19 protein-coding genes are annotated in these 18805 nt (G+C 71.7%); 15 read left to right on the plus strand and 4 right to left on the minus strand.

The window, feature by feature from the left end; translation table 11 throughout:
* Nucleotides 1-834 (plus strand): helix-turn-helix domain-containing protein (locus CCN39_RS29165; RefSeq protein ID WP_143264197.1); only part of this gene is annotated, 834 nt, incomplete at its 5' end.
* A gap of 3 nt (nucleotides 835-837) precedes the next feature.
* Here the strand turns inward: CCN39_RS29165 and CCN39_RS29170 are convergent.
* On the minus strand, nucleotides 838-1815 hold the full coding sequence (locus tag CCN39_RS29170) for an NAD(P)H-dependent oxidoreductase (RefSeq protein WP_086847336.1): 978 nt from the start codon (nucleotides 1813-1815) through the stop codon (nucleotides 838-840).
* A 99-nt stretch (nucleotides 1816-1914) separates the two neighbouring features.
* On the opposite strand from CCN39_RS29170, the gene sigJ reads away from it, so the two are divergent.
* The 9 genes from sigJ to CCN39_RS29215 all read left to right on the plus strand — a co-directional run bounded on the left by sigJ (nucleotide 1915) and on the right by CCN39_RS29215 (nucleotide 9643).
* The gene (gene sigJ / locus CCN39_RS29175; protein WP_086847338.1) at nucleotides 1915-2772 is read left to right on the plus strand and encodes an RNA polymerase sigma factor SigJ; all 858 of its coding nucleotides are present in this window, start codon (nucleotides 1915-1917) and stop codon (nucleotides 2770-2772) included.
* Between the two features lie 75 nt (nucleotides 2773-2847).
* On the plus strand, nucleotides 2848-3645 hold the full coding sequence (locus tag CCN39_RS29180; protein ID WP_086847340.1) for an SGNH/GDSL hydrolase family protein: 798 nt from the start codon (nucleotides 2848-2850) through the stop codon (nucleotides 3643-3645).
* A complete protein-coding gene (locus tag CCN39_RS29185) occupies nucleotides 3624-4199 on the plus strand; it encodes a TetR/AcrR family transcriptional regulator (RefSeq protein WP_086847342.1) in 576 nt (191 codons plus the stop codon). The genes CCN39_RS29180 and CCN39_RS29185 overlap by 22 nt, the downstream gene beginning before the upstream one ends.
* Nucleotides 4200-4216: 17 nt before the next feature.
* On the plus strand, nucleotides 4217-4936 hold the full coding sequence (locus tag CCN39_RS29190) for a DUF2786 domain-containing protein (RefSeq protein ID WP_086847344.1): 720 nt from the start codon (nucleotides 4217-4219) through the stop codon (nucleotides 4934-4936).
* A 53-nt stretch (nucleotides 4937-4989) separates the two neighbouring features.
* Nucleotides 4990-5727, plus strand: coding sequence for a Long-chain-fatty-acid--CoA ligase (locus CCN39_RS29195; protein ID WP_086847345.1), 738 nt, complete (start codon nucleotides 4990-4992; stop codon nucleotides 5725-5727).
* A 55-nt stretch (nucleotides 5728-5782) separates the two neighbouring features.
* The gene (locus CCN39_RS29200) at nucleotides 5783-6124 is read left to right on the plus strand and encodes an ArsR/SmtB family transcription factor (RefSeq protein ID WP_086847347.1); all 342 of its coding nucleotides are present in this window, start codon (nucleotides 5783-5785) and stop codon (nucleotides 6122-6124) included.
* Nucleotides 6121-6369 carry a hypothetical protein gene (locus CCN39_RS29205; protein WP_086847349.1) on the plus strand — a complete coding sequence of 83 codons (249 nt, stop codon included), beginning with the start codon at nucleotides 6121-6123 and terminating at the stop codon, nucleotides 6367-6369. Before CCN39_RS29200 ends, CCN39_RS29205 begins: the two co-directional genes overlap by 4 nt.
* A 148-nt stretch (nucleotides 6370-6517) precedes the next feature.
* Nucleotides 6518-8638 carry an MMPL family transporter gene (locus CCN39_RS29210; protein WP_086847351.1) on the plus strand — a complete coding sequence of 707 codons (2121 nt, stop codon included), beginning with the start codon at nucleotides 6518-6520 and terminating at the stop codon, nucleotides 8636-8638.
* A 27-nt stretch (nucleotides 8639-8665) separates the two neighbouring features.
* Nucleotides 8666-9643: a DMT family transporter gene (locus CCN39_RS29215; RefSeq protein ID WP_086847353.1), complete on the plus strand. Its 978-nt coding sequence runs from the start codon at nucleotides 8666-8668 to the stop codon at nucleotides 9641-9643.
* Nucleotides 9644-9761: 118 nt separating this feature from the next.
* Here the strand turns inward: CCN39_RS29215 and CCN39_RS29220 are convergent, their stop codons facing one another.
* Entirely contained in the window at nucleotides 9762-11879 is a 2118-nt protein-coding gene (locus CCN39_RS29220; RefSeq protein ID WP_244211051.1) for a putative bifunctional diguanylate cyclase/phosphodiesterase, read from the minus strand.
* A gap of 301 nt (nucleotides 11880-12180) precedes the next feature.
* On the opposite strand from CCN39_RS29220, the gene CCN39_RS29230 reads away from it, so the two are divergent.
* The 4 genes from CCN39_RS29230 (at nucleotide 12181) to CCN39_RS29245 (ending at nucleotide 16491) form a co-directional block, all read left to right on the plus strand.
* Complete coding sequence (locus CCN39_RS29230; RefSeq protein ID WP_086847359.1) at nucleotides 12181-13485, plus strand: cytochrome P450; 1305 nt, start codon at nucleotides 12181-12183, stop codon at nucleotides 13483-13485.
* A 110-nt stretch (nucleotides 13486-13595) separates the two neighbouring features.
* On the plus strand, nucleotides 13596-14537 hold the full coding sequence (locus tag CCN39_RS29235; RefSeq protein ID WP_086847361.1) for a ParA family protein: 942 nt from the start codon (nucleotides 13596-13598) through the stop codon (nucleotides 14535-14537).
* A complete protein-coding gene (locus CCN39_RS29240; RefSeq protein ID WP_086847363.1) occupies nucleotides 14534-15142 on the plus strand; it encodes a Rho termination factor N-terminal domain-containing protein in 609 nt (202 codons plus the stop codon). Before CCN39_RS29235 ends, CCN39_RS29240 begins: the two co-directional genes overlap by 4 nt.
* Before the next feature lie 17 nt (nucleotides 15143-15159).
* Nucleotides 15160-16491, plus strand: coding sequence for a restriction system modified-DNA reader domain-containing protein (locus CCN39_RS29245; RefSeq protein ID WP_244211052.1), 1332 nt, complete (start codon nucleotides 15160-15162; stop codon nucleotides 16489-16491).
* Here CCN39_RS29245 and CCN39_RS29250 read toward each other — a convergent pair.
* The gene (locus tag CCN39_RS29250) at nucleotides 16454-17404 is read right to left on the minus strand and encodes a helix-turn-helix transcriptional regulator (RefSeq protein WP_086847365.1); all 951 of its coding nucleotides are present in this window, start codon (nucleotides 17402-17404) and stop codon (nucleotides 16454-16456) included. The genes CCN39_RS29245 and CCN39_RS29250 overlap by 38 nt on opposite strands.
* Nucleotides 17405-17466: 62 nt before the next feature.
* Here CCN39_RS29250 and CCN39_RS29255 point away from each other — a divergent pair, with 62 nt between their 5' ends.
* Nucleotides 17467-18309 (plus strand): NAD(P)H-binding protein, encoded by an 843-nt coding sequence (locus CCN39_RS29255; RefSeq protein WP_086847386.1) that lies wholly within the window; start codon nucleotides 17467-17469, stop codon nucleotides 18307-18309.
* Here the strand turns inward: CCN39_RS29255 and CCN39_RS29260 are convergent, their stop codons facing one another.
* Nucleotides 18310-18786: a M15 family metallopeptidase gene (locus tag CCN39_RS29260; RefSeq protein WP_086847367.1), complete on the minus strand. Its 477-nt coding sequence runs from the start codon at nucleotides 18784-18786 to the stop codon at nucleotides 18310-18312.
* Between the last annotated feature and the right edge of the window lie 19 nt (nucleotides 18787-18805).

The raw sequence follows: 18805 nt of genomic DNA on the forward strand, positions 1-18805 counted from the left end.
CAGCTGCGCGCGCAGCTGGCGGTCCGCGACGAACGGCTGCGGCGCGCCAACATGCCGCACCTGGAGGCCCTGCGCGGCCGTCCGGGCGCGCTGCTTTCGGCGGCCGGCCGGGTGCTCGCGGCGGAGTCGTGCACCTTGCCGTCCACAGTGGACGTCCGCCGCGGGGGCGGGACGATCGCCCTGCCGGACGGCCGCCTCGCCACGGTGGAACCGCTGCCCGAGGGCTACCTGCTCCGGCTGTCGTCCCCGTCGGGGGCGCACCGGGCCCGGCTACGCCTGGAGTACCTGGCCGACGGCGCCCACGCGACCACTGTGGACGGTCGCGAAGTGCCGTTGACGCTGCGGCACGCGGAGATCCTGACGCTGCTGGCCCTGCACCCCAACGGCCTCTCGGCGGAACGGCTGGCCCTGCAGCTCTACGGCGAGCCGGGCAACCCGGTGACGGTCCGCGCGGAAATCCACCGGCTGCGTTCCCAGCTGGGCGCGTCGGTGGTGCAGACGCGCCCGTACCGCCTGGCCGCGGACGTCGACGCGGACTTCCTCCGCGCCCGCGCGGCGCTCCGGTCCGCCACCCCGGCCGACGCCGTGGACATCTTCCACGGCCCGCTGCTGCCGGAGTCGGAGGCGCCCGCGATCCGCGAGGAGCGCGAGACGCTGACGGCGCAGGTGCGCCAGGTGGCGCTGAACAGCGGCGACCCGGCCACGCTCTGGTCGTTCTGGGAGACGGCCTGCGGGGCCGACGACTTCGCGGTCCTCGACGCGTTGCTGGCCACGCTCCAGGCGGCCGACCCGCGGCGGGCCGCCGTGGCCGCCCACCGCGCCCGGCTCGCCTGAGCATCACGGTGCCAAGTCGGTCCGCCCCTGGCCGGTCGTCATGTCGAGCGGTACCGACGCCTGGTCGTGGACGATCACCCAGTCGTCGCCGGTCTTCCGGAAGACGAACGTGGCGCGGACCCACATGCCGTCCGTCACCACCCCGTTCTTCAGCGTCCCGCTGACCCGGCCGAAGCCGTGCCCGACGGCGAGGTCGCCGCTCGTGGTGATGGTCAGGTCGCGCAGCTCGTAGTCCACCTTCTCGAAGACCGTGAACACCCTCGCCCAGTTCTCCAGCTTGGCGGCGGTCCCGACGTGCTGCAGCGGCGGTTCGACGTCGAAGGACACGACGTCCGGCGCGTAGATCCGCCCCAGGGCCTCGAGGTCCTTGTTCCGCAGCCCGTCGATGATCGCGTCGAGCCTGCTCCGGATCGCGGCCTCGGCGTCCCCGCCCCGCAGCGGCGCCAGCGCGGTGCTCCAGGCGACGACGTGGTCGAGCAGCGTGTCCAGCGCGGTGAGCTGGTGGTCGCCCGGCTTGAAGACCGCGTGGTTCTCGAACTCGGTCACCAGGGGCAGCGTCACCTGCGGGGCCACGTCGGCCAGCTGCAGCGCGCCGCAGACCAGCCGCAGCTGCTCGACCGACCGGGCACCGCCGACCCCGCCGTAGGAGACGAACCCGGCCGCCTTGCTGTTCCACTCCACGTAGACGTGGTCCAGCGCGTTCTTGAGCACCCCGGGGACGGAGTGGTTGTACTCCGGCGTGACGAAGACGAACCCGTCGCACGCCGCGACGGCGGCGGCGAAGGCCCGGGTGCGCTCGTCCTCGTACTGCCCCGAGAAGCCCGGCGGCTCCTCGAGGTGGGGCAGCGGGTGGTCGCGCAGGTCGATCACGGCGAACTCCGCGTCACCCCGGCGCGTGGCGCGCTCGTGGACCCAGCGCGCGACCTGGTCACCCTTGCGGCCCGGACGGGTGCTGCCGAGCACGATCCCGATCTTGATCATGGTTTCTCCCCTGTTCGGTGTGGTTCGACCGGTACGACGAAGCAGCCCGCGGGAACGTCAGGCCCTGACGTTCGGGCAGGCTGTGTCGTCGGAGGAGTCATGACAACGCCATCGGAACCGGTCGTCGCCGAACGACGTCACCTGGTCAACCTCGCCTACCGGCTGCTCGGCTCGCTGACCGAAGCCGAAGACGCCGTCCAGGAGACCTACGCCCGCTGGTACGCCCTGTCGCCGGCGCAGCAGGAGGCGATCTCCTCGCCCGGCGCCTGGCTGACGACGGTGGCCGGCCGCATCTGCCTGGACGTCCTCGGCTCGGCGCGGGTCCGGCGCGAGCGGTACGTGGGCGAATGGCTGCCGGAGCCGCTGCCCGACCAGCCCGATCCGGCCGACCGGATCACCCTGGACGAGTCGGTGAGCATGGCTTTCCTGGTCGCGCTCGAAGCGATGACGCCGGCCCAGCGCGTGGCCCTCGTCCTGCACGACGTCTTCGGGTACGCCTTCGCCGAGGTCGCCGAAATCACCGGGCGGACCCCGGCGGCGTGCCGGGAACTGGCGTCCGCGGCCCGCCGCCGGATCCGCGCCGACCGGCCCGCCGTCCCGGCCACCCGGCAGGCCGGCCTGGTGCGCGACTTCAAGGAGGCCTGGGCCGCCGGCGACATCGGCACCCTGATCGGGCTGCTCGACCCGGACGCGACCTTGACGGCGGACGGCGGCGGCCGGGTCCGCGCCGCCATCGCCCCGATCGAAGGCGGCGAACTCGTCGCCCGGTACGTGGCCGAGCTCGCCTCCTTCGGGGAGCTGACGATCGAGGAGCGCACGGTCAACGGCCTGCCGGGCTTGGTCCTCAGCCGCGGCGACGAGCTCGCCGCGGTGTACGCGTTCGCCGTCGCGGACGACCGGATCACGCACATCTGGGCCATGCGGAACCCCGACAAGCTGCGCCCCTGGCTCGGGTGAACCTCGAGTAGACACCGTCTACACAAGTTTGATAGACAGTGTCCACAAGGTGAACCACGGGTTACGGAGATCGGGATGAGCTACCACCGTTTCGTCGTCCTCGGCGACAGCTGCGCCGAAGGCCTCGACGACCCGTACCCGGACCAGCGGCACTACCGCGGGTGGGCCGACTTCGTCGCCGCTCGCCTGGCCGAGGACGAGCCCGGCTTCCGCTACGCCAACCTCGCCGTCCGCGGGCGCCGGCTCGACCAGATCGTGCCGGAGCAGGTCCCGGCGGCCACGCGGCTCGAACCCGACCTGGTCGCGCTCTTCGGCGGCGGCAACGACGTCATGAGCCGGGGCTGGGACGCGCGCACCGTCGCCCGCCGGGTCGACGCCGCCGTCCGTGCCTGCACCGACATCGCGCCCGTCGTCGTCACGTTCACGCTCAGCGACGTCTCCCGCCGGATGCCGCTGGGCAGCCGGATGCGGCCGCGGATCGTCGCGCTCAACGACGCCATCCGCGAAGCCGCCGTCAGCTACGGGGCCCGGCTCATCGACCTGTGGCCCGACCAGGCCGTCACGGATTCGCGCTACTTCGGCGCCGACCGGCTGCACCTGTCCGCCCACGGGCACCGCCGGCTCGCCGCGTACGTCCTCGCGCGGCTCGGCCTCGACCACGATCCCGCCTGGCTCGCGCCGCTGCCCGGCACCGCGGCCCCCGGCAGCCGGCGAGCCGACCTGCAGTGGCTGCTCCGGGAGGTGCTGCCGGTCGCCGTGACGCGCACGCGCAACCGGCTGGTCGGCCGCCAGCCCGGCGACGGCTTCCTCCCGAAACGCCCGGACCTGCTCCCGATGGCACTGGACGAGGCGTGGGCACCCGGCAACGCCTGATCACGACGGCGTCGGAACTGCTGGCCGGCGAAGGCGTCGGCGCGGTCACCCTGCGCGGGATCGCCAAGGCCGCCGGGGTTTCGCACGGCGCGCCGCTGCGGCACTTCTCCGGCCGCGCCGAACTCCTCTCGGCCGTGGCCACGCAGGGATTCACCGAGCTGCTCGACCGCCGCACACGGCTGCCGGACGGCGGCCCGCGCGAGCGGCTCACCGCGGCGTGCCACAGCTACGTCGACTTCGCGCTGCAGAACCCGGCGATGTTCGAGCTGATGTTCCGCCGCGACCTGATCGACCCGGACGAGCCGGCGCTGAAAGCCGCCTCCAGCGCGGTGTTCGACGAGTTCGCGGCACTGGTCGCGGCGGTCGGCCACCGCCGCGCCGACCCGCGGCTGGTCGCCGCGTCGCTGTGGGCGGCGCTGCACGGCCTCGCCCAGCTGTGGCTGTGGGGCGGCCTCGCGGGTGCGAGCTTCGCGCCGTCGCCGGAAGCGGCACTGGCCGTCACGCTCGACGCGTACCTCGACACGCCGACCCGGTCCCCGCGCCCGAACACCTGATCGAATACCCTCTCGGCATGACCGAGTCAGACCCGCAGCTCGAGCGCATCCGCAAGCTGCTGGCCAAGGCCGAAGACCCGGCGGTCACCGAGGCGGAAGCCGAGGCGTACAACCAGAAGGCCGCCGAGCTCGTCGCGCGCTACGGCATCGACCAGGCGATGCTCGCCGCCTCCGGGGCCAGCACCGACGAGATCGGCACGCTGAAGATCCCGATGGACGACCCGTACAGCCGCGACAAGGCGAGCCTGCTGACCTCGGTCGCGTACCCGCTGCGCTGCCGGACGCTGCTGCACCGCCTGGGCCAGAAGGTCGAGAGCGTCACGGTGTTCGGCTTCCGCTCGGACCTCGGCCGGGTGGAACTGCTGTTCACCAGCCTCCTGCTGCAGGCGAGCACGCAGCTGACCCGCGTCCGGCCGGGCGGGTTCTTCCCCGGCGAATCCCTGGCCGCGTACCGGCGCACGTGGCTGCACGGCTTCGCCCGCGCGGTCCACGAACGGCTTTCCCGCGCCGAGCAGGAAGCCGTCCGCACGGCGGTGCCGGGCGCGCGGTCGGCGGAGCTGGTGGTCCGCGACCGCGCGCAGATGGTGCAGCACGCGTTCGACAGCGAGTACGGCGACCTGCGTGCCGCCTCGCCGCGGCGGCTGTCCGGCAGCGGCTACCTCGACGGCCACGACGCCGGTACCCGGGCGAACCTCGACCCGGCCGCGCTCACCCGGCGCCGCAAAGCCCTGCGCTGAGTCGCCCGGTTGCCGCTATCGCCGGCGGTGATCTTTCCGTTTGACTGGGGTGCATGCGCGTTGTCGATCTTGCCGGCCGCCCCGACCTCCTCGACCCGGCACTGAGCCTCGGCGACGTCGGCGGCCAGTTCATCTACCAGGGCGCGAGCGGCCGGATGATCACCGGCGAGCGGTTCCTGCGCCACTGGGCGCGGTACTTCCTGATCGCCCTGGACGACGACGGCACGCCGATGGCCCGTGCCCTGTCGGTCCCGCTGGCGTACCCGGCCCCGGACCGCACCGAACTCCCGGACCACGGCTGGGACCAGGCGATCGAGTGGGCCGCCCAGGACGTCATGGACGGCCGCGCGCCGAACGCGTTGTGCGCGCTGGAAGTCGTCATCGCGCCGCACCTGCGGGGCACGGGCTTGTCGGCCCCGATGCTGAAGGCGCTGAAGGCACGGGCCGCGGAAACGGGCCTGCGCAAGCTGATCGTCTCGGTCCGCCCGATCGGCAAGGAAGCCGAGCCGTCGGTTCCGATGCCGGAGTACGCGGCCCGCCGCCGCGCGGACGGCCTCCTGGCGGACCGCTGGCTGCGCACCCACGAGCGCTTGGGCGCGCGCGTGGTGAAGGTGTGCCCGTTCGCGGTCACCCTGGCGGGCTCCCTCGCCGACTGGCACGACTGGACGGGCGTGAAGCTCCAGGACGGCGAGAACTTCATCCCGGGCGGCATCGCCCCGGTCCACGCTTCGACCGCCTACGACACGGCGACGTACGTCGAACCGAACGTGTGGATGGAACACCCGATGTGAGCTCCGGGAGCACCCCCATGGCGCCGTCGGCCATCACCTGCTAACTTTTATTTGCATGTGGACGACCGGCGACGAGCTCCTGCGGCAGCTGGGCGCCCTCGGCAACCCGCACCGGCTGCGGATCGTCGCGGCCCTGTCCGCCGAACGCACCTACGTCAGCAAGCTGGCCCGCGAGCTGCGGATCAGCCGCGCGCTGCTGCAGGTCCACCTCCGCAAGCTCGAAGCCGCCGGCCTGGTCACCGCCAGCTTCGAGGTCGGCGAGGACGGCAAGACGCTGCGGTTCTACGAGCTGACACCGTTCTCCGTCGTGCTGACGCCGGAGGCGATCGCGGCCGCCGCGCCGACGCTGACCACACCGGAGTCCGTCCAGGGGGACGGCGAGGAGGGACGGGAATGAACTGGCACCAGTGGCAGGAGATCATCGGCGTCATCGGGATCTTCGTCCTGATCACCGTCGTGCTGTCGACCTCAATCGTGCAGCTGGCCTCGAGCTGGCGCGCCAGGGCGAAACTGGCGCGGGAGCACGAATACCGCTCGCTGGCCGAACGGGCCGTCCGGACCCAGGAAGAGACCGAGCGGCAGCTCAAGGACGTCCAGGACCGGCTGCGGTCCATCGAACACGTGCTCAAGGAGGTCGACTGACCGGCACCGAGCGGGGCTCCGCCACCCCGGAACGCACCTGAGGCCCTGGACCGCCGAGCGGCAACTCGGCGGCCCAGGAGGAAGAAGCACCCACTCGCCCGAGGGCGAGCTCTCATCGGATCACTCCTTCAGGGAAGGACTTTAGTTCATGCTGCCTGCAGGCACCCCGGCTCACCGGCGGGGGCCGGTAGTCGAACGTGTCACGAACTGGTCGTTGCGGCACCGCGCCGCCGCGATCCTCGGCTGGCTGGCGCTCGTCGCGCTGGCCTGGGCCGTCGGCACGTTCGCCCCCGGTACCGACGCGCGGTCGACCCCGGCCGGCGACGCCGGGACCGGCTCGGCCGTCCTCGACCGCCAGCACACCCGCGAACCCTTCTTGGAGAACGTCCTCGTCCAGCCGCGGTCCCCAGCGGCCACGGCCGACCTGGTGACCACGTTGACGACGTCGGGCGCGGCCGCGGACCTCCGCTCCCAGGTCTCCGCCGACGGCCGGTCGGAACTGGTCACCTTCCGGATCACCGGCAGCGGCACCGAAATCCGGTCCAGCCTGGCAACGGCGACCGCGGCCGTCGAAACTGTCGCGTCCCGGCACACCGGCGTCCGGGTGGTCCAGGCCGGCGACCTCAGCGTGTCCGGCGCGGTCGACAAGAGCATCAAGGAGGACATCGGCCGGTCGGAAGCCCGCTCGCTCCCGATCACCGTGCTCATCCTGCTGGTCGTGTTCGGCTCGCTGGTCGCGGCCGCGGTCCCGGTCCTGCTGGCGGGCACCGCGGTGGCCGCCACCTTCGGCTTCCTGTCCGTTGTGGACAACTGGATCCCGGTCAACAGCGCGACTTCCGCGATCACGCTGCTGATCGGCATGGCGGTCGGCGTCGACTACTCGCTCTTCTTCCTGCGCCGGGCCCGCGAGGAACGCGAACACGGCGTCGACGAGTCGATCCGGATCGCGGCGCGGACGTCGGGGCACGTGATCGTCGTGTCGGGACTGACCGTCGTGCTGTGCGTGACCGGTCTGCTGTTCACCGGACTCGACAACCTCCAGGGCCTGACCGTCGGCACGATCCTCGTCGTCACCCTGGCCGTGCTGGCGGCGGTGACGGTGCTGCCCGCGACGCTTTCCCTGCTCGGTTCCCGCGTCGACCGCGGCCGCATCCCGTGGCTGGGCCGTCGCCGCCTGCGTTCCCGGTTCTGGGCCACCGTCGCCGACGTCGTCACCCGGCGGCCCGCGGTCTGGAGCGGCATCGCGACCGCCCTGCTCGTGCTGCTCACGTTGCCGGCGTCGGGCATGCGGCTGCAGGACCCGGCGCCGACCGAAAGCCTGCCGCGCAGCATCCCGGTGATCGACGCGGCGGTGCGGATGCAGGAAGCGTTTCCCGGCAGCACGATGCCCGCCCACGTCGTGCTGTGGAACACCCGCGGCGGCCCGGTCGACACCCCCGCGCTGCGCCGGGCGATCGGTGAACTCACCGCGGAAGTACCGCAGCCGGCCGTGGTCGTCCCGGTGGACCAGGCGCTCGTCGTCCGGGTCCCGCTCGGCGGCGCCGGCAACGACGAAGCGGCGAGCCGCACGCTCACGACGTTGCGGGAAACCCTGCTGCCGCAAACGGTCGGGCGGATCGACGGGGTCGGTTACGCGGTGGCGGGCCGCACCGCCGAAGCGCACGACTTCACCGAGCAGGCGGTCGCCCGGGCGCCTTACACCTTCGGGTTCATCCTGCTGCTCGCCTTCGTGCTGCTGCTCGTGGTGTTCCGGTCGGTCGCGGTGCCGGTGGTGTCGATCCTGCTCAACCTGCTGTCGGCCGGCGCGGCCTACGGCGTGCTCACCCTCGTGTTCCAGGGCGGCTTTCTCGCGCCACTGCTGGGTTTCACGCCCTACGGCGGGGTGCTGGGCTGGCTGCCGATGTTCCTCTTCGTGCTGCTGTTCGGGCTGAGCACCGACTACCACGTGTTCATCCTCAGCCGGATCCGCGAACGGCGGCTGTCCGGTGCGCCGGTCCGGCAGGCGATCGTCGAGGGCACCGCGCGCAGTTCCGGCGTGGTGACGAGCGCCGCGCTGATCATGACCGGGGTGTTCAGCGTCTTCCTCAGCCTCGCCGCGATCGAGTACAAGATGCTCGGCCTCGGCATGGCGTTCGCGATCCTGCTCGACGCGACGATCGTCCGCGGCGTCCTGCTGCCCGCCGCGCTGGCGTTGTTCGGCGACCGGCTTTGGCGCACGGAAGAGTTAGCACCCCTTAAAGATCCGTCCAGAACTCTTCACTTGTCCTGACGGGTCCGGTTCGGCACGGTTGATCTCATGAACGGTGGACGGGGCGCCTCAGCCCGCATAGCGGTCCTGGCCCTGCTGTGGGGCTCGGGTTTCCTCTGGATCAAGCTGGCCCTGACCGGGCTGAGCCCCGTCCACCTCACCCTCGTCCGGTGCGCCCTCGGCGCGCTGACGCTGCTGGTCCTGGCGTTCGCGGCCCGGCAGCGGCTGCCGCGGGACGGCCGGACCTGGGCGCGGCTGATCGTCGCCGCGTTCTTCTGCAACGCGCTGCCGTTCGCGCTGTTCGGCATCGGGGAAACCACCGTCGACTCCGGGATCGCCGGGGTCATGAACGCCACCACCCCGCTGTGGTCGCTGCTGATCGGCGTCGCGCTCGGGACGGAGCGGCGGCTCAACCCCGCGCGGCTGCTCGGGCTGGTCCTCGGCTTCGCCGGCATTTTGGTCATCTTCGCGCCGTGGCAGCAGTCCGGGCTGCTGAGCACGGGTGCGCTGGCCCTGCTCGGCGCCGGCCTCAGCTACGCGATCGCGTTCGCCTACATGGCGCGGAAACTGCCGCCGGACGGCGCTCCGCTCGCGCTGTCGGCCGCGCAGCTGATGACCGCCACCGCACTGACCGCCCTCGCGCTCCCGGTCGCGGACACGGCGCCGCACCTGACGCTCACCGCCGTCGTGGCGGTGACGGTCCTGGGCGTCTTCGGAACCGGGATCACCTTCTACCTCAACTACCGGATCCTCTCCGACGAAGGCCCAACCGCCGCGGCGACGGTCGGCTACCTGCTGCCCGTGGTGTCGGTCGCGCTCGGCGCGCTCGTCCTCGGCGAGCCGCTGTCGCTCCGGGTCGTCGGCGGCATGGCGGTCGTGCTGGTCGCCGTCGGCCTCACCCGGTGGCAGCCTCAGGCGCGCGCGAACTGCCCGGCAAGCTCGGCCGGCGGCCTGCCCCGCCGGCAACCTCAGCTCCGAGCGACCTGCCCAGCAAACTCAGCCGGCGGCCTCGCCACCCCGGAGTAAGTACCCGCGCCCGCCGTGCGCCACGACCTCAGGCTCTCCTTGGCGAGCCACTGACCCTCCGCGGCGTCGGCGGCATGGCGGTCGTACTGGTCGCCGTCGGCCTCACCCGGTGGCAGCCTCAGGCGCGCGCGAACTGCCCGGCGAGCTCGGCCGGCGGCCTGGCCACCCCGAAGTAGTCGCCGGTCGCCAGGTCCGCGCCCGCCATGCGCCACCAGTTCGCCTGGTCCTCGGTGTGGATCCCGTCGACGACGAGCGTCGCGCCGACCTGCCGGACCAGCGGCACCAGGGCGCCGAGGAACGTCGAGTCCGACCACGCCTGCCACTCCGCGAGCCGCCGGTCGACGCGCACGATGTCCACCGGCAGGTCCTCGATCGCGCGCAGGTCGTCGGGCCCCAGCCCGAACTCGTCGAGCATGACGTGCACGCCGAGGTCGGCCAGCGCGGTGACGTTCTCGATGACGCCGGACACCGGCAGCGCTCCGGCCGGGACGCCGAGCATCAGCTGCTCGGGCGGCAGGCCGGTGTCCCGCAGCAGCCGGGTCACCCGGGTGCCGAGCGCGTCGTCGGACACCTGGTGCCCGGTCAGGGCCGCGACCATCGGGAGGCCGAATCCCGCGCGCTGCCGCCACCACTCGCCCTGACGGCCCGCCGCGCGCAACAGCCAGTCGCCGAGCGGCAGCATCAGCCCGGTCGACTCGGCGAGCTCCACGCAGCATTCGTGCGAAAGGGCCGTGTCGTCCGGCCGGTTCCAGTGCAGGCGGGCTTCGACGCCGGCGGTTTCGCCGTCCGCCAGCCGCGCCATCGGCCGGTACCGCACGCCGATCTCGCCGTGCTCCCAGGCGCCGGCCATGCCGACGGCCACCGCCTGCGTCCGCCGGTCGTGGGCGTCGGCCTCGCGGTCGAACATCTTCCACTGGCCGCGCCGCCGCTCCTTGGCCCGCCACAGCGTCTGGTCCGCCTGGCGCAGCAGCTCCAGCGGGTCGATGCCCTTCGCCGGCCGGTGCACCACCCCGGCGCTGGCCGACAGCGCGAGCCCGTGGCCGTCGACGAAGAACGGCTCGGCGAGCTCGTCGTTGATCGCGCGCACGATGGTGTCGATGTCGGGCGTCGACTCGGAGTTCTCGACCAGGATGCCGAACTCGTCGCTGTGGAACCGCGCGATCATCGCCTTTTCGCGGGCCATCACCGCCTTGAGCCGCTGCGCGAAGTGCACCAGGAGCTGCTCGCCGACCCGGCGGCCGAGGCTGTTGCAGACCATGCCGAACGCGTCGAGGTCGACGTGGAACAGCGTGACACCGTACGCCGGGTCGGCGCGCCGCAGCGCCGTTTCCAGGTGGGTGCCGAAGTACTGGCGGTTCGGCAGCCCGGTCAGGACGTCGTGCAGGGCCTGGCGGCTCAATTCGCCCTGCAGCAGCATCAGCTCGGTGCCGTCCTCGATCACCACGACGAAGTGGGACGGCCGGTTTTCGGCGTCGCGCAGCAAGGACGCGGTCAGCGAGATGCGGACGACGTCACCGTCCTTGCGCAGCAGCCGTTCCGACTGCCGGATCCGCTCCTTGCCGCCGTCCAGGAGCGCCAGCATCGCGTCGCGGAGGACCTCGACGGACTCGGAGTGGACGACGTCGTACAGCACCGAGCCGGCCAGCTCGCCCGCCGGGTGGCCGAGCATGTCGGCCAGCGCCGCGTTGGCGCGCACGATCCGGCCGTCCAGCGCGACGACGGCGATGCCGCTCGCCGACGAAGTCACCACCTCTTCGAAGCGCGCTTCGCTCTGCCGCAGGTTCCACTGGGCGTCCCGCACCGCCTTGATCAGCGACAGGTGCATGATCTCCTGCTGGTCGAGGACGCTGCGCTCGTGCGCGAGCAGGAAGCCGCAGGCCAGCGCGCCGAGCGCCGCCACGACCCGTTCGGAGACGCCGTCCACGGCCTGGAGCTCGGGCAGCGCGGGCAGGCCTTTCCCGAGGACCTCGAGCGTGCACCGCAGTCCGGGCTCGCCGACGTAGCCGAGCGCGACCAGCCGCGCGCCGATCCGCTCGGCCGGGGCCAGGTCCGGGGACGTGCGGCGCAGGGTGTCGCAGAGCGTGCCCACCAGTTCGCGGAGTTCCACGTCGAGCTCTTCACGGCTCAGCGACACCACGGTCACGCCGCTGAGCAGGTACGCCCATTTCCGGGCGAGCAGCGTCCGCCCGCGGCCCGCATCGGGTGCGAGGGGCTGGTCCGGCTGGGATTCGATCATCGGCATGAGGACATCCGCATCAGATCTTGCGGTCGTTTCCGGCGTTCGTCGCGCCACGGACGGGCAATCCGGCTTCGACGATATCGATACCCGGTGGAGCCCATTCCGGTGATCGTGTCACGAAAAACACCTTCTCAGTTCAGTCGGACCGGAAAGAGCTTAGCGATTCCCCCTGGTTCGGCTACTGGGCCATCCGCGTGAGCCCGCACCACCCGATCGGGCACTGTCCTGTTCGACCGGACGCGCCTACCGTAAGCCGTCTCGTTGGGAAATCCGCACAATGGCGCAACGAGGAGCAGGCATGAGCGTCCCGGTCGCCCCGAGCCGGTGGCCTTTTCTCGGCCACACTCCGACGTTGCTCCGGCAACGCTTCGCATTCACCGACACATTGCCCGGGCACGGCGAGATCGTCAAACTCTATCTCGGCCCGGCGCCCGTCTACTTCGTCGCGAGCCCGCGATTGGCACACGAAGTGCTGGTCAACGAGGGGCCGAAGTTCCGCAAGGGCGCGATGTTCGACAAGTTCCGGCCGTTCATCGGAAATGGCTTGGTGCTTTCGAACGGGGACTTCCACCTCCGGCAGCGCCGGCTGATGCAACCGGCGTTCCACCGCGACCGGCTGGCCGCGTACGCGGAGATCATGCGACGCGCGGCGGCGGACCTCAGCGACTCGTGGCGAGCCGGTGAAGTCCGGCCGATCGACGACGACATGCAGGGCCTCGCGGTGACGATCGTCGGCGAAGCGCTGTTTTCCACCGAGCTGGGAAAAGCGGCGATCGCCGAAGCCCGCCGGTCGATTTACGTGATCATCCAGCAGGGGATGATTCGCGCGTTGTCGCCCAAGTTCGTCGAAAAGCTCCCGGTGCCCGGGAACCGGCGGTTCGACGAGGCGATCGCCCGGATGCAGGGAATCGTCATCGAGGTGATCCGCGACTGGCGGCGCGAAGGCGTCGACCACGGCGACCTGCTTTCGACGCTGCTGCTGGGCGGCATGACCGACGAGCAGGCGCGCGACGAGGCGCTCACGCTGCTCACCGCGGGCATCGAGACGACGGCGCTGGCGCTGGCGCTGGCCTGGACGTTCCACGAGCTCGGCCGGCACCCGGAGATCGAGGCGCGGGTGCACGCCGAGCTCGACGAGGTGCTGGAAGGCCGCCCGGTCACCGTCGAGGACCTGCCCCGGCTGACCTACGTCCGGCAGGTGGTCGACGAAGTGCTGCGCCAGTACCCGCTCTGGATGCTGATGCGCCGCACGCTCACCGAAGTCGACCTCGGCGGCGTCCGGCTGCCGGAAGGCGCGGAGGTGATCGTCAGCCCCCACGCGCTGCACCACGACCCCACGTCGTTCGCCGACCCGGACCGCTTCGACCCCGGCCGCTGGGCGCCGGACCGGGCGGCCGCGGTGCCGAAGGGCGCGTTCGTGCCGTTCGGGGCCGGTACCCGGCAGTGCATCGGGAATCGGTTCGCCCAGAACGAAATCGTCATCACGCTGGCCACGGTGGCGGCCCGCTGGCGGCTGGTCCCGGTGGCGGGCCAGCCGGTCCGCATCAAGTTCACGTCCGCCGCGTACCCGGAAAGCCTGCCGATGACGGTGGTTCCCCGCTAGCCGCAGGCCAAATCGTGGACAGTTCCCGGACAGTTGACGGCGATCCGCGCCGGTCCGCCCGCCCGCGTACTACAAACGGGCCCCAGGCACGAGACCACCGGGGAGTGCGCATGCGGGTCGTCGCGGTCATGAACTACAAGGGTGGAGTGGGCAAGACGACGCTGACCGCGAACCTCGGCGCGGTGGCCGCGAGCCGCGGCCTGCGGGTCCTCCTGCTCGACCTCGACCCGCAGACCAACCTGACCTTTTCGTTCTTCTCGATCGACGACTGGCACGAGCGGCTGGCGGACCAGCGCACGATCAAACAGTGGTACGGCGCCGAGCTGCCCGGCCGGGGTGTCCCGCTGTCCCAGCTCGTCGTATCGCCGGAACGGGTGAACGACGTCCTCGACGGCACCGGCGGGCGGCTCGACCTGATCTCCTCCCACCTCGGCCTCATCGACATCGATCTCGAACTGGCCGCGCTGCTGGGCGGAACGACCACCCTCGACGGCTCGAAGCGGCGGTTCCTCGACCTGCACGGATGCCTGCGGCAGGCCCTGGAGGACAGCTTCTTCGCCGAGTACGACCTGGTCCTCATCGACTGCGCCCCGAACTTCGGCCTCGTCACCAAGACCGCGATCGTCGCGAGCGAGCGGATCCTCGTCCCGGCCAAGGCCGACTACCTGTCCACCCTGGGGCTGGACTACCTGGTGGGCAACTGCACCGGCCTGACGCAGCAGTTCAACGACTTCGTCCACCACAAGGGGGGCGGCCGGGACCACGAGCCGATCGAACCCGAGTTCCTCGGCGTGGTGTTCACCATGGTGCAGATCTACTCCCAGCAGCTGACGGCCGCCCAGCACCGCTACTACGAGGAAGTGCAGGCGAACTCCCAGGTCCCGGTGCTGAAGGGCCGCGTGCGCAACAGCACCAAGCATTTCGGGGACGCCGGGGAGAGCGGCGTGCCGGCCATGTTGCGCACCACCGGCCGCGACGAAGTCGTGCGGGAATTCGACGAGCTCGCCGACGAGGTCCTCGGCGCGCTGTCCCTGGCCGGCGGCCGCCCGTGACCGACCTGAAGAACTTCGCGGCGCTGCAGGCCCGGGTGTACGAGTTCCTGGCGCGGCAGGACGAGGCCACGCTGGACGCGATCGTCGACGGAACGGCCCAGCTGGCCGTGGCCGGGCCGGAGGACCTTTCGAGGCGGACGGTGAAGGAACTATTGGCCCTGGCCAAGGAACGCCACCTGCGCGGATACGCGAAGCTCAAGAAGCCCGCGCTGATCGCCCTCCTCACCGGCCGCGCCGACGCACCTCCTGCCGAGCCACCGCCGGCACCCGCTGCTCCACGGTCGGCACCCGCTGCGCCACCGCCGGTCGCCACCGCACCGGCGCCCCCGGCTCCGCGGCCGGCCGCCAGTCCACCGCCGGCGGTCACCGCGAGACCGGGCGTCGACGCCGCCGCCATCGCCGCCCACCTGAGGGAAACCGAAACCGAAGAGGCAGGCGCTTCCTACCTGGAGTCCCAGCACCTCGATCGGGAGAGCCTGCTCGCCGTCGCCGCCGAGTTGCAGCTCACCCGCGTGGACCGCCTGAGCCTGACGGAACTGAAGCGGCGGGTGCTCAAACAGGCCATCGGGGCCCGGCGCAAGTTCGCCGGGCTGCGGAAGTGGTGACCGGCGAAGGCCGTTCGATGTACCTGAACGACGGCCATCGAGTCATGGTGTCGGACCTGCTGGAAGCCGGCCTGCTCGAAGCCGGGGCGAAACTGCGGTTCAAGCGCAAGCGGATCGGTGCGACGTTCGACGCGACCGTCACCGCCACCGGCAGGATCCGGCTCGAGCCCGACGGCGAGGAGTTCCGGTCGCCCTCCCGCGCGGCGATGGTGGCCGCCGGGATGCGCGCGGTCGACGGCTGGCGGGCCTGGGTGGTGGTGGCCGAGAAGCGCCTGCTGGATTCGGTGCGCCAGGAGTTCCTCGACCGAGCGATCTCGACGGCCGGCCCGCAGACCGAAGACCGAGCGCCACAGCGCGTCCATGAGCGCTTGCGGCAGGCCCGCACCCGCGCCGACCAGGGTGATCCCGAGCGCATCACCGTCCGCGAGCTGCTGAAGCTGTGGGGCGTGGCGGATCGCGGCGACCAGATCAGCCAGATCGAAGCGGACCTGGCCAACCACGGGCTGGTGACGTCCCCCGGCTTCCGCGCGGTCACGCTCGACACCGTGGTCACCTTGACCACGCCCCGGGACGAACCGGAGGAGCCGGCGAACCCCGGCCCCCTGCCGGCCACCGAAGACGACGAGGGCGGCGACGACTTGAACGTCCGCCTGACGGTGGGCAACCTGACACCGCTGGACGGCGTCGGCTCCGTCGGCCCCAACAGCTCGCTCGAAGAAGCGATCACCACCATGCTCCTCAACGACTTCTCGCAGCTCGCCGTGCTGAGCGGCCCCCGCACCCCCCGCGGAGCCGTGACGTGGCGCTCGATCGCCCAGGCGATGCACCGGAAACCCGACGCGGCCGTCGCCGACGCGATCGTCCGGGCCGAAGTCGTCGCCTACGACCGCGACCTCTTCGAAGTCCTGCCGACCCTGCAGCAGCGCGAGTTCGTCCTCGTCACGGACGAAAGCAAGGTCGTGAACGGCATCGTCACGACCGCCGACGTCGCCCGGCGCTACGGCGAGATGGCCACTCCGTTCTTCCAGCTGGGCGAGCTGGACCAGACGCTCCGCTGGATCCTGAGGTGCGCATTGGACCTCCCGACCGTTCGGCCGCTGTGCGGCCGGCCGATCGAGAAGTTCGACGAGCTGGGCTTCGGCGACTACCAGCGCATCCTGGCGAACAAGAACGTCTGGGACCGGCTCGGCTGGCCACTGGACCGCCAGAAGTTCGGCGACCGCCTGGACGAGATCCGCCAGATCCGCAACGGCGTGATGCACTTCCACCCGGACCCGGTGTCCGAAGACGCGGTCGAGAAGCTGCGGAACTTCACCATGCTGCTGCACCGGTACCGCGTCCCGGCCTAGCCGCTCGACCGAGCCGCCGCCGGAGGGTGCCGAGCGCGGCGTCGAGGTCAGGTGAGGACTGTTCGAGCTCGAAGTCCGCGTCCAGCATCAGCAGGTTGAGCGCGAGCGCGCCCGGTGACTCGCCCGTCGCGTGCACGCGGCAGCGCTCGTCGTCCACCCATTCGACGGGCACGACCGACGGCAGCTTGGCCGTGATCTGCGCGACCGGTGCGTGGACCAGGACGACGGCGCGGTGGCGGGCGAAGACGGAGTCGATGCCGTGGACGACGTCCGCCGCGGAAGGCGCCTCGCGCGGGACGAACCTGGCCCCTTCCGGGCGCTTCACGGTCATCCGGTCGAGGCGGAACTGCCGCCAGCCGTCGCGGGCCGGGTCGAAGGCGACGAGGTACCACCGCCGCCCCACCTGGACGACGCGGTGCGGCTCCACCTCGCGGCGAGCCTCCTTGTAGTCGAACCGGACCCGGCGGTGGTCCCGGCAGGCACCGGCGAGGAAAACCAGGAGGTCGGGGTCGACACCGCCGGAACCCCGCGCAGCCTCGGTGTACTGCCGCATCGCGGCGACCCGCCCCTGCAGCCGCCGCGGCAGCACCTGTTCGAGCTTCACCAGGGCGGTCCCCGCGGCTTCGCCCAGCTCGGGACGGCCGGTGGCCGTCCGCAACGCGATGACGATGGCCACGGCCTCGTCGTCGTCGAGCTGCAGCGGCGGCAGGGTGGCCCCGGCGCGGAGCCGGTAGCCGCCCGCCACCCCGGGAATCGCCTCGACGGGATAGCCGAGGTCACGCAGCTTCCGGATGTCGTAGCGCACGGTCCGGGGACTGACTTCGAGCCGCTCGACGAGCTCCGCGCCGGTCCACGACGGGCGGGTCTGGAGCAGGGTCAGCAGCGCCAGCAGGCGAGAGGTCGGATTCGGCATGGCTCCACGATGCGCTGAATCGAGGCAAGGATCTTGCCGCAATAGCTTGCACCATGGGTTTCATGACCAACACCAAGACCCTCCTCGTCACCGGCGCCACCGGCACCGTCGGCCGTCACCTCGTCGCCGAACTGCTCGCCGCCGGCCACCACGTGCGGGCACTGACCCGCTCACCCGAAACGGCCGACCTGCCCGCGGAGGTGGAGCTGGTCACCGGCGACCTCACCGCACCGCCCGCGGAGGGCCTCTTCGACGACGTCGACAGCGTGTTCGTCTTCCCGGTCCCGGGCGTGGCCGCTTTCATCAAGGCCGCCGACGCGCACCTGGTGCTGCTCTCTTCGCTCGCCGCCGCTGCCGAACACGAGCGTGACCGCGGGTCGGCCAGCCAGGTGCACCACGCCGCGATCGAGGACGCCGTCCGCGACAGCGGGACGAGCTGGACGATCCTGCGGCCCGGCACCTTCGCCGGCAACCTACTGCCATGGGCCCAGCCGATCCGCTACACCGGCGGCGTCAGCGGGCCGTACCCGACGTCCGCGCAGGCCCCGATCCACGAGGCCGACATCGCCGCCGTCGCCGCGGTGGCGCTCACCGAGCCCGGCCACGAGGGCAAGCACTACGCCATGACCGGGCCGCAGGCGCTGACCAGGGTCGAGCAGCTCGCCGCGATCGGCGCGGCCATCGGCCGGGAGCTGCACTTCACCGAAACCACGCCGGACGAGTTCCGCACCGAAATGCGCTCCTACGGCGTCGGCGACGACATCGTCAAGATGCTCCTCGACTACTGGTCGGACACGGTCGAGACACCCGACGTGGTGCGGCCGACCGTGCAGCAGCTGACCGGTCGGCCCGCCCGCACGCTCGCGGAGTGGGCGCGTGACCACGCGGCGGACTTCGCCGGGTGACTACCGCGTCCGCGGATCGTGCGACGGATCGGCGTACATCGGCGGGCACCCGTGTTCGACGGCCTCGGGCCGCAGCTCGTAGTGCCACGGCTCGTTGCGGTAGATCTGGCACAGCCCGTACCGGGCGCCGTGTTCGGCCAGCCACTTCCGGGCGGCGGGCGGGCCGATGTCGACCGCCTGCCCCCGCACGTGCGCCGACCGGTCCGGGGTCGTCACCCAGCGGGCCGCGGCCGCTTCCGAGCCGTGCTTCGCGATCCCCTGACGCCGTAGCTGTTCCTGGTAGGCCCAGGACCGCCAGCCGCCGTTGACGACGAACGCCACACCGTCGGCCGCGGCGTCCGCCGCGGCCCGGCGCAGGGCTTCGAGCAGGTCGGGATCGAGGTTCGCCACGGCCGGGGACTCGTCGTCGAAGACCGGCAGGCCGTCCGGGACGGCGCCGTGTCCCCGGCCGAGGGACGTGCGTTGGCTGGAGGTCATGGCGGCCAGTCAAGGCAGC

Source organism: Amycolatopsis kentuckyensis (assembly GCF_002155975.1).
Classification (GTDB): domain Bacteria; phylum Actinomycetota; class Actinomycetes; order Mycobacteriales; family Pseudonocardiaceae; genus Amycolatopsis; species Amycolatopsis kentuckyensis.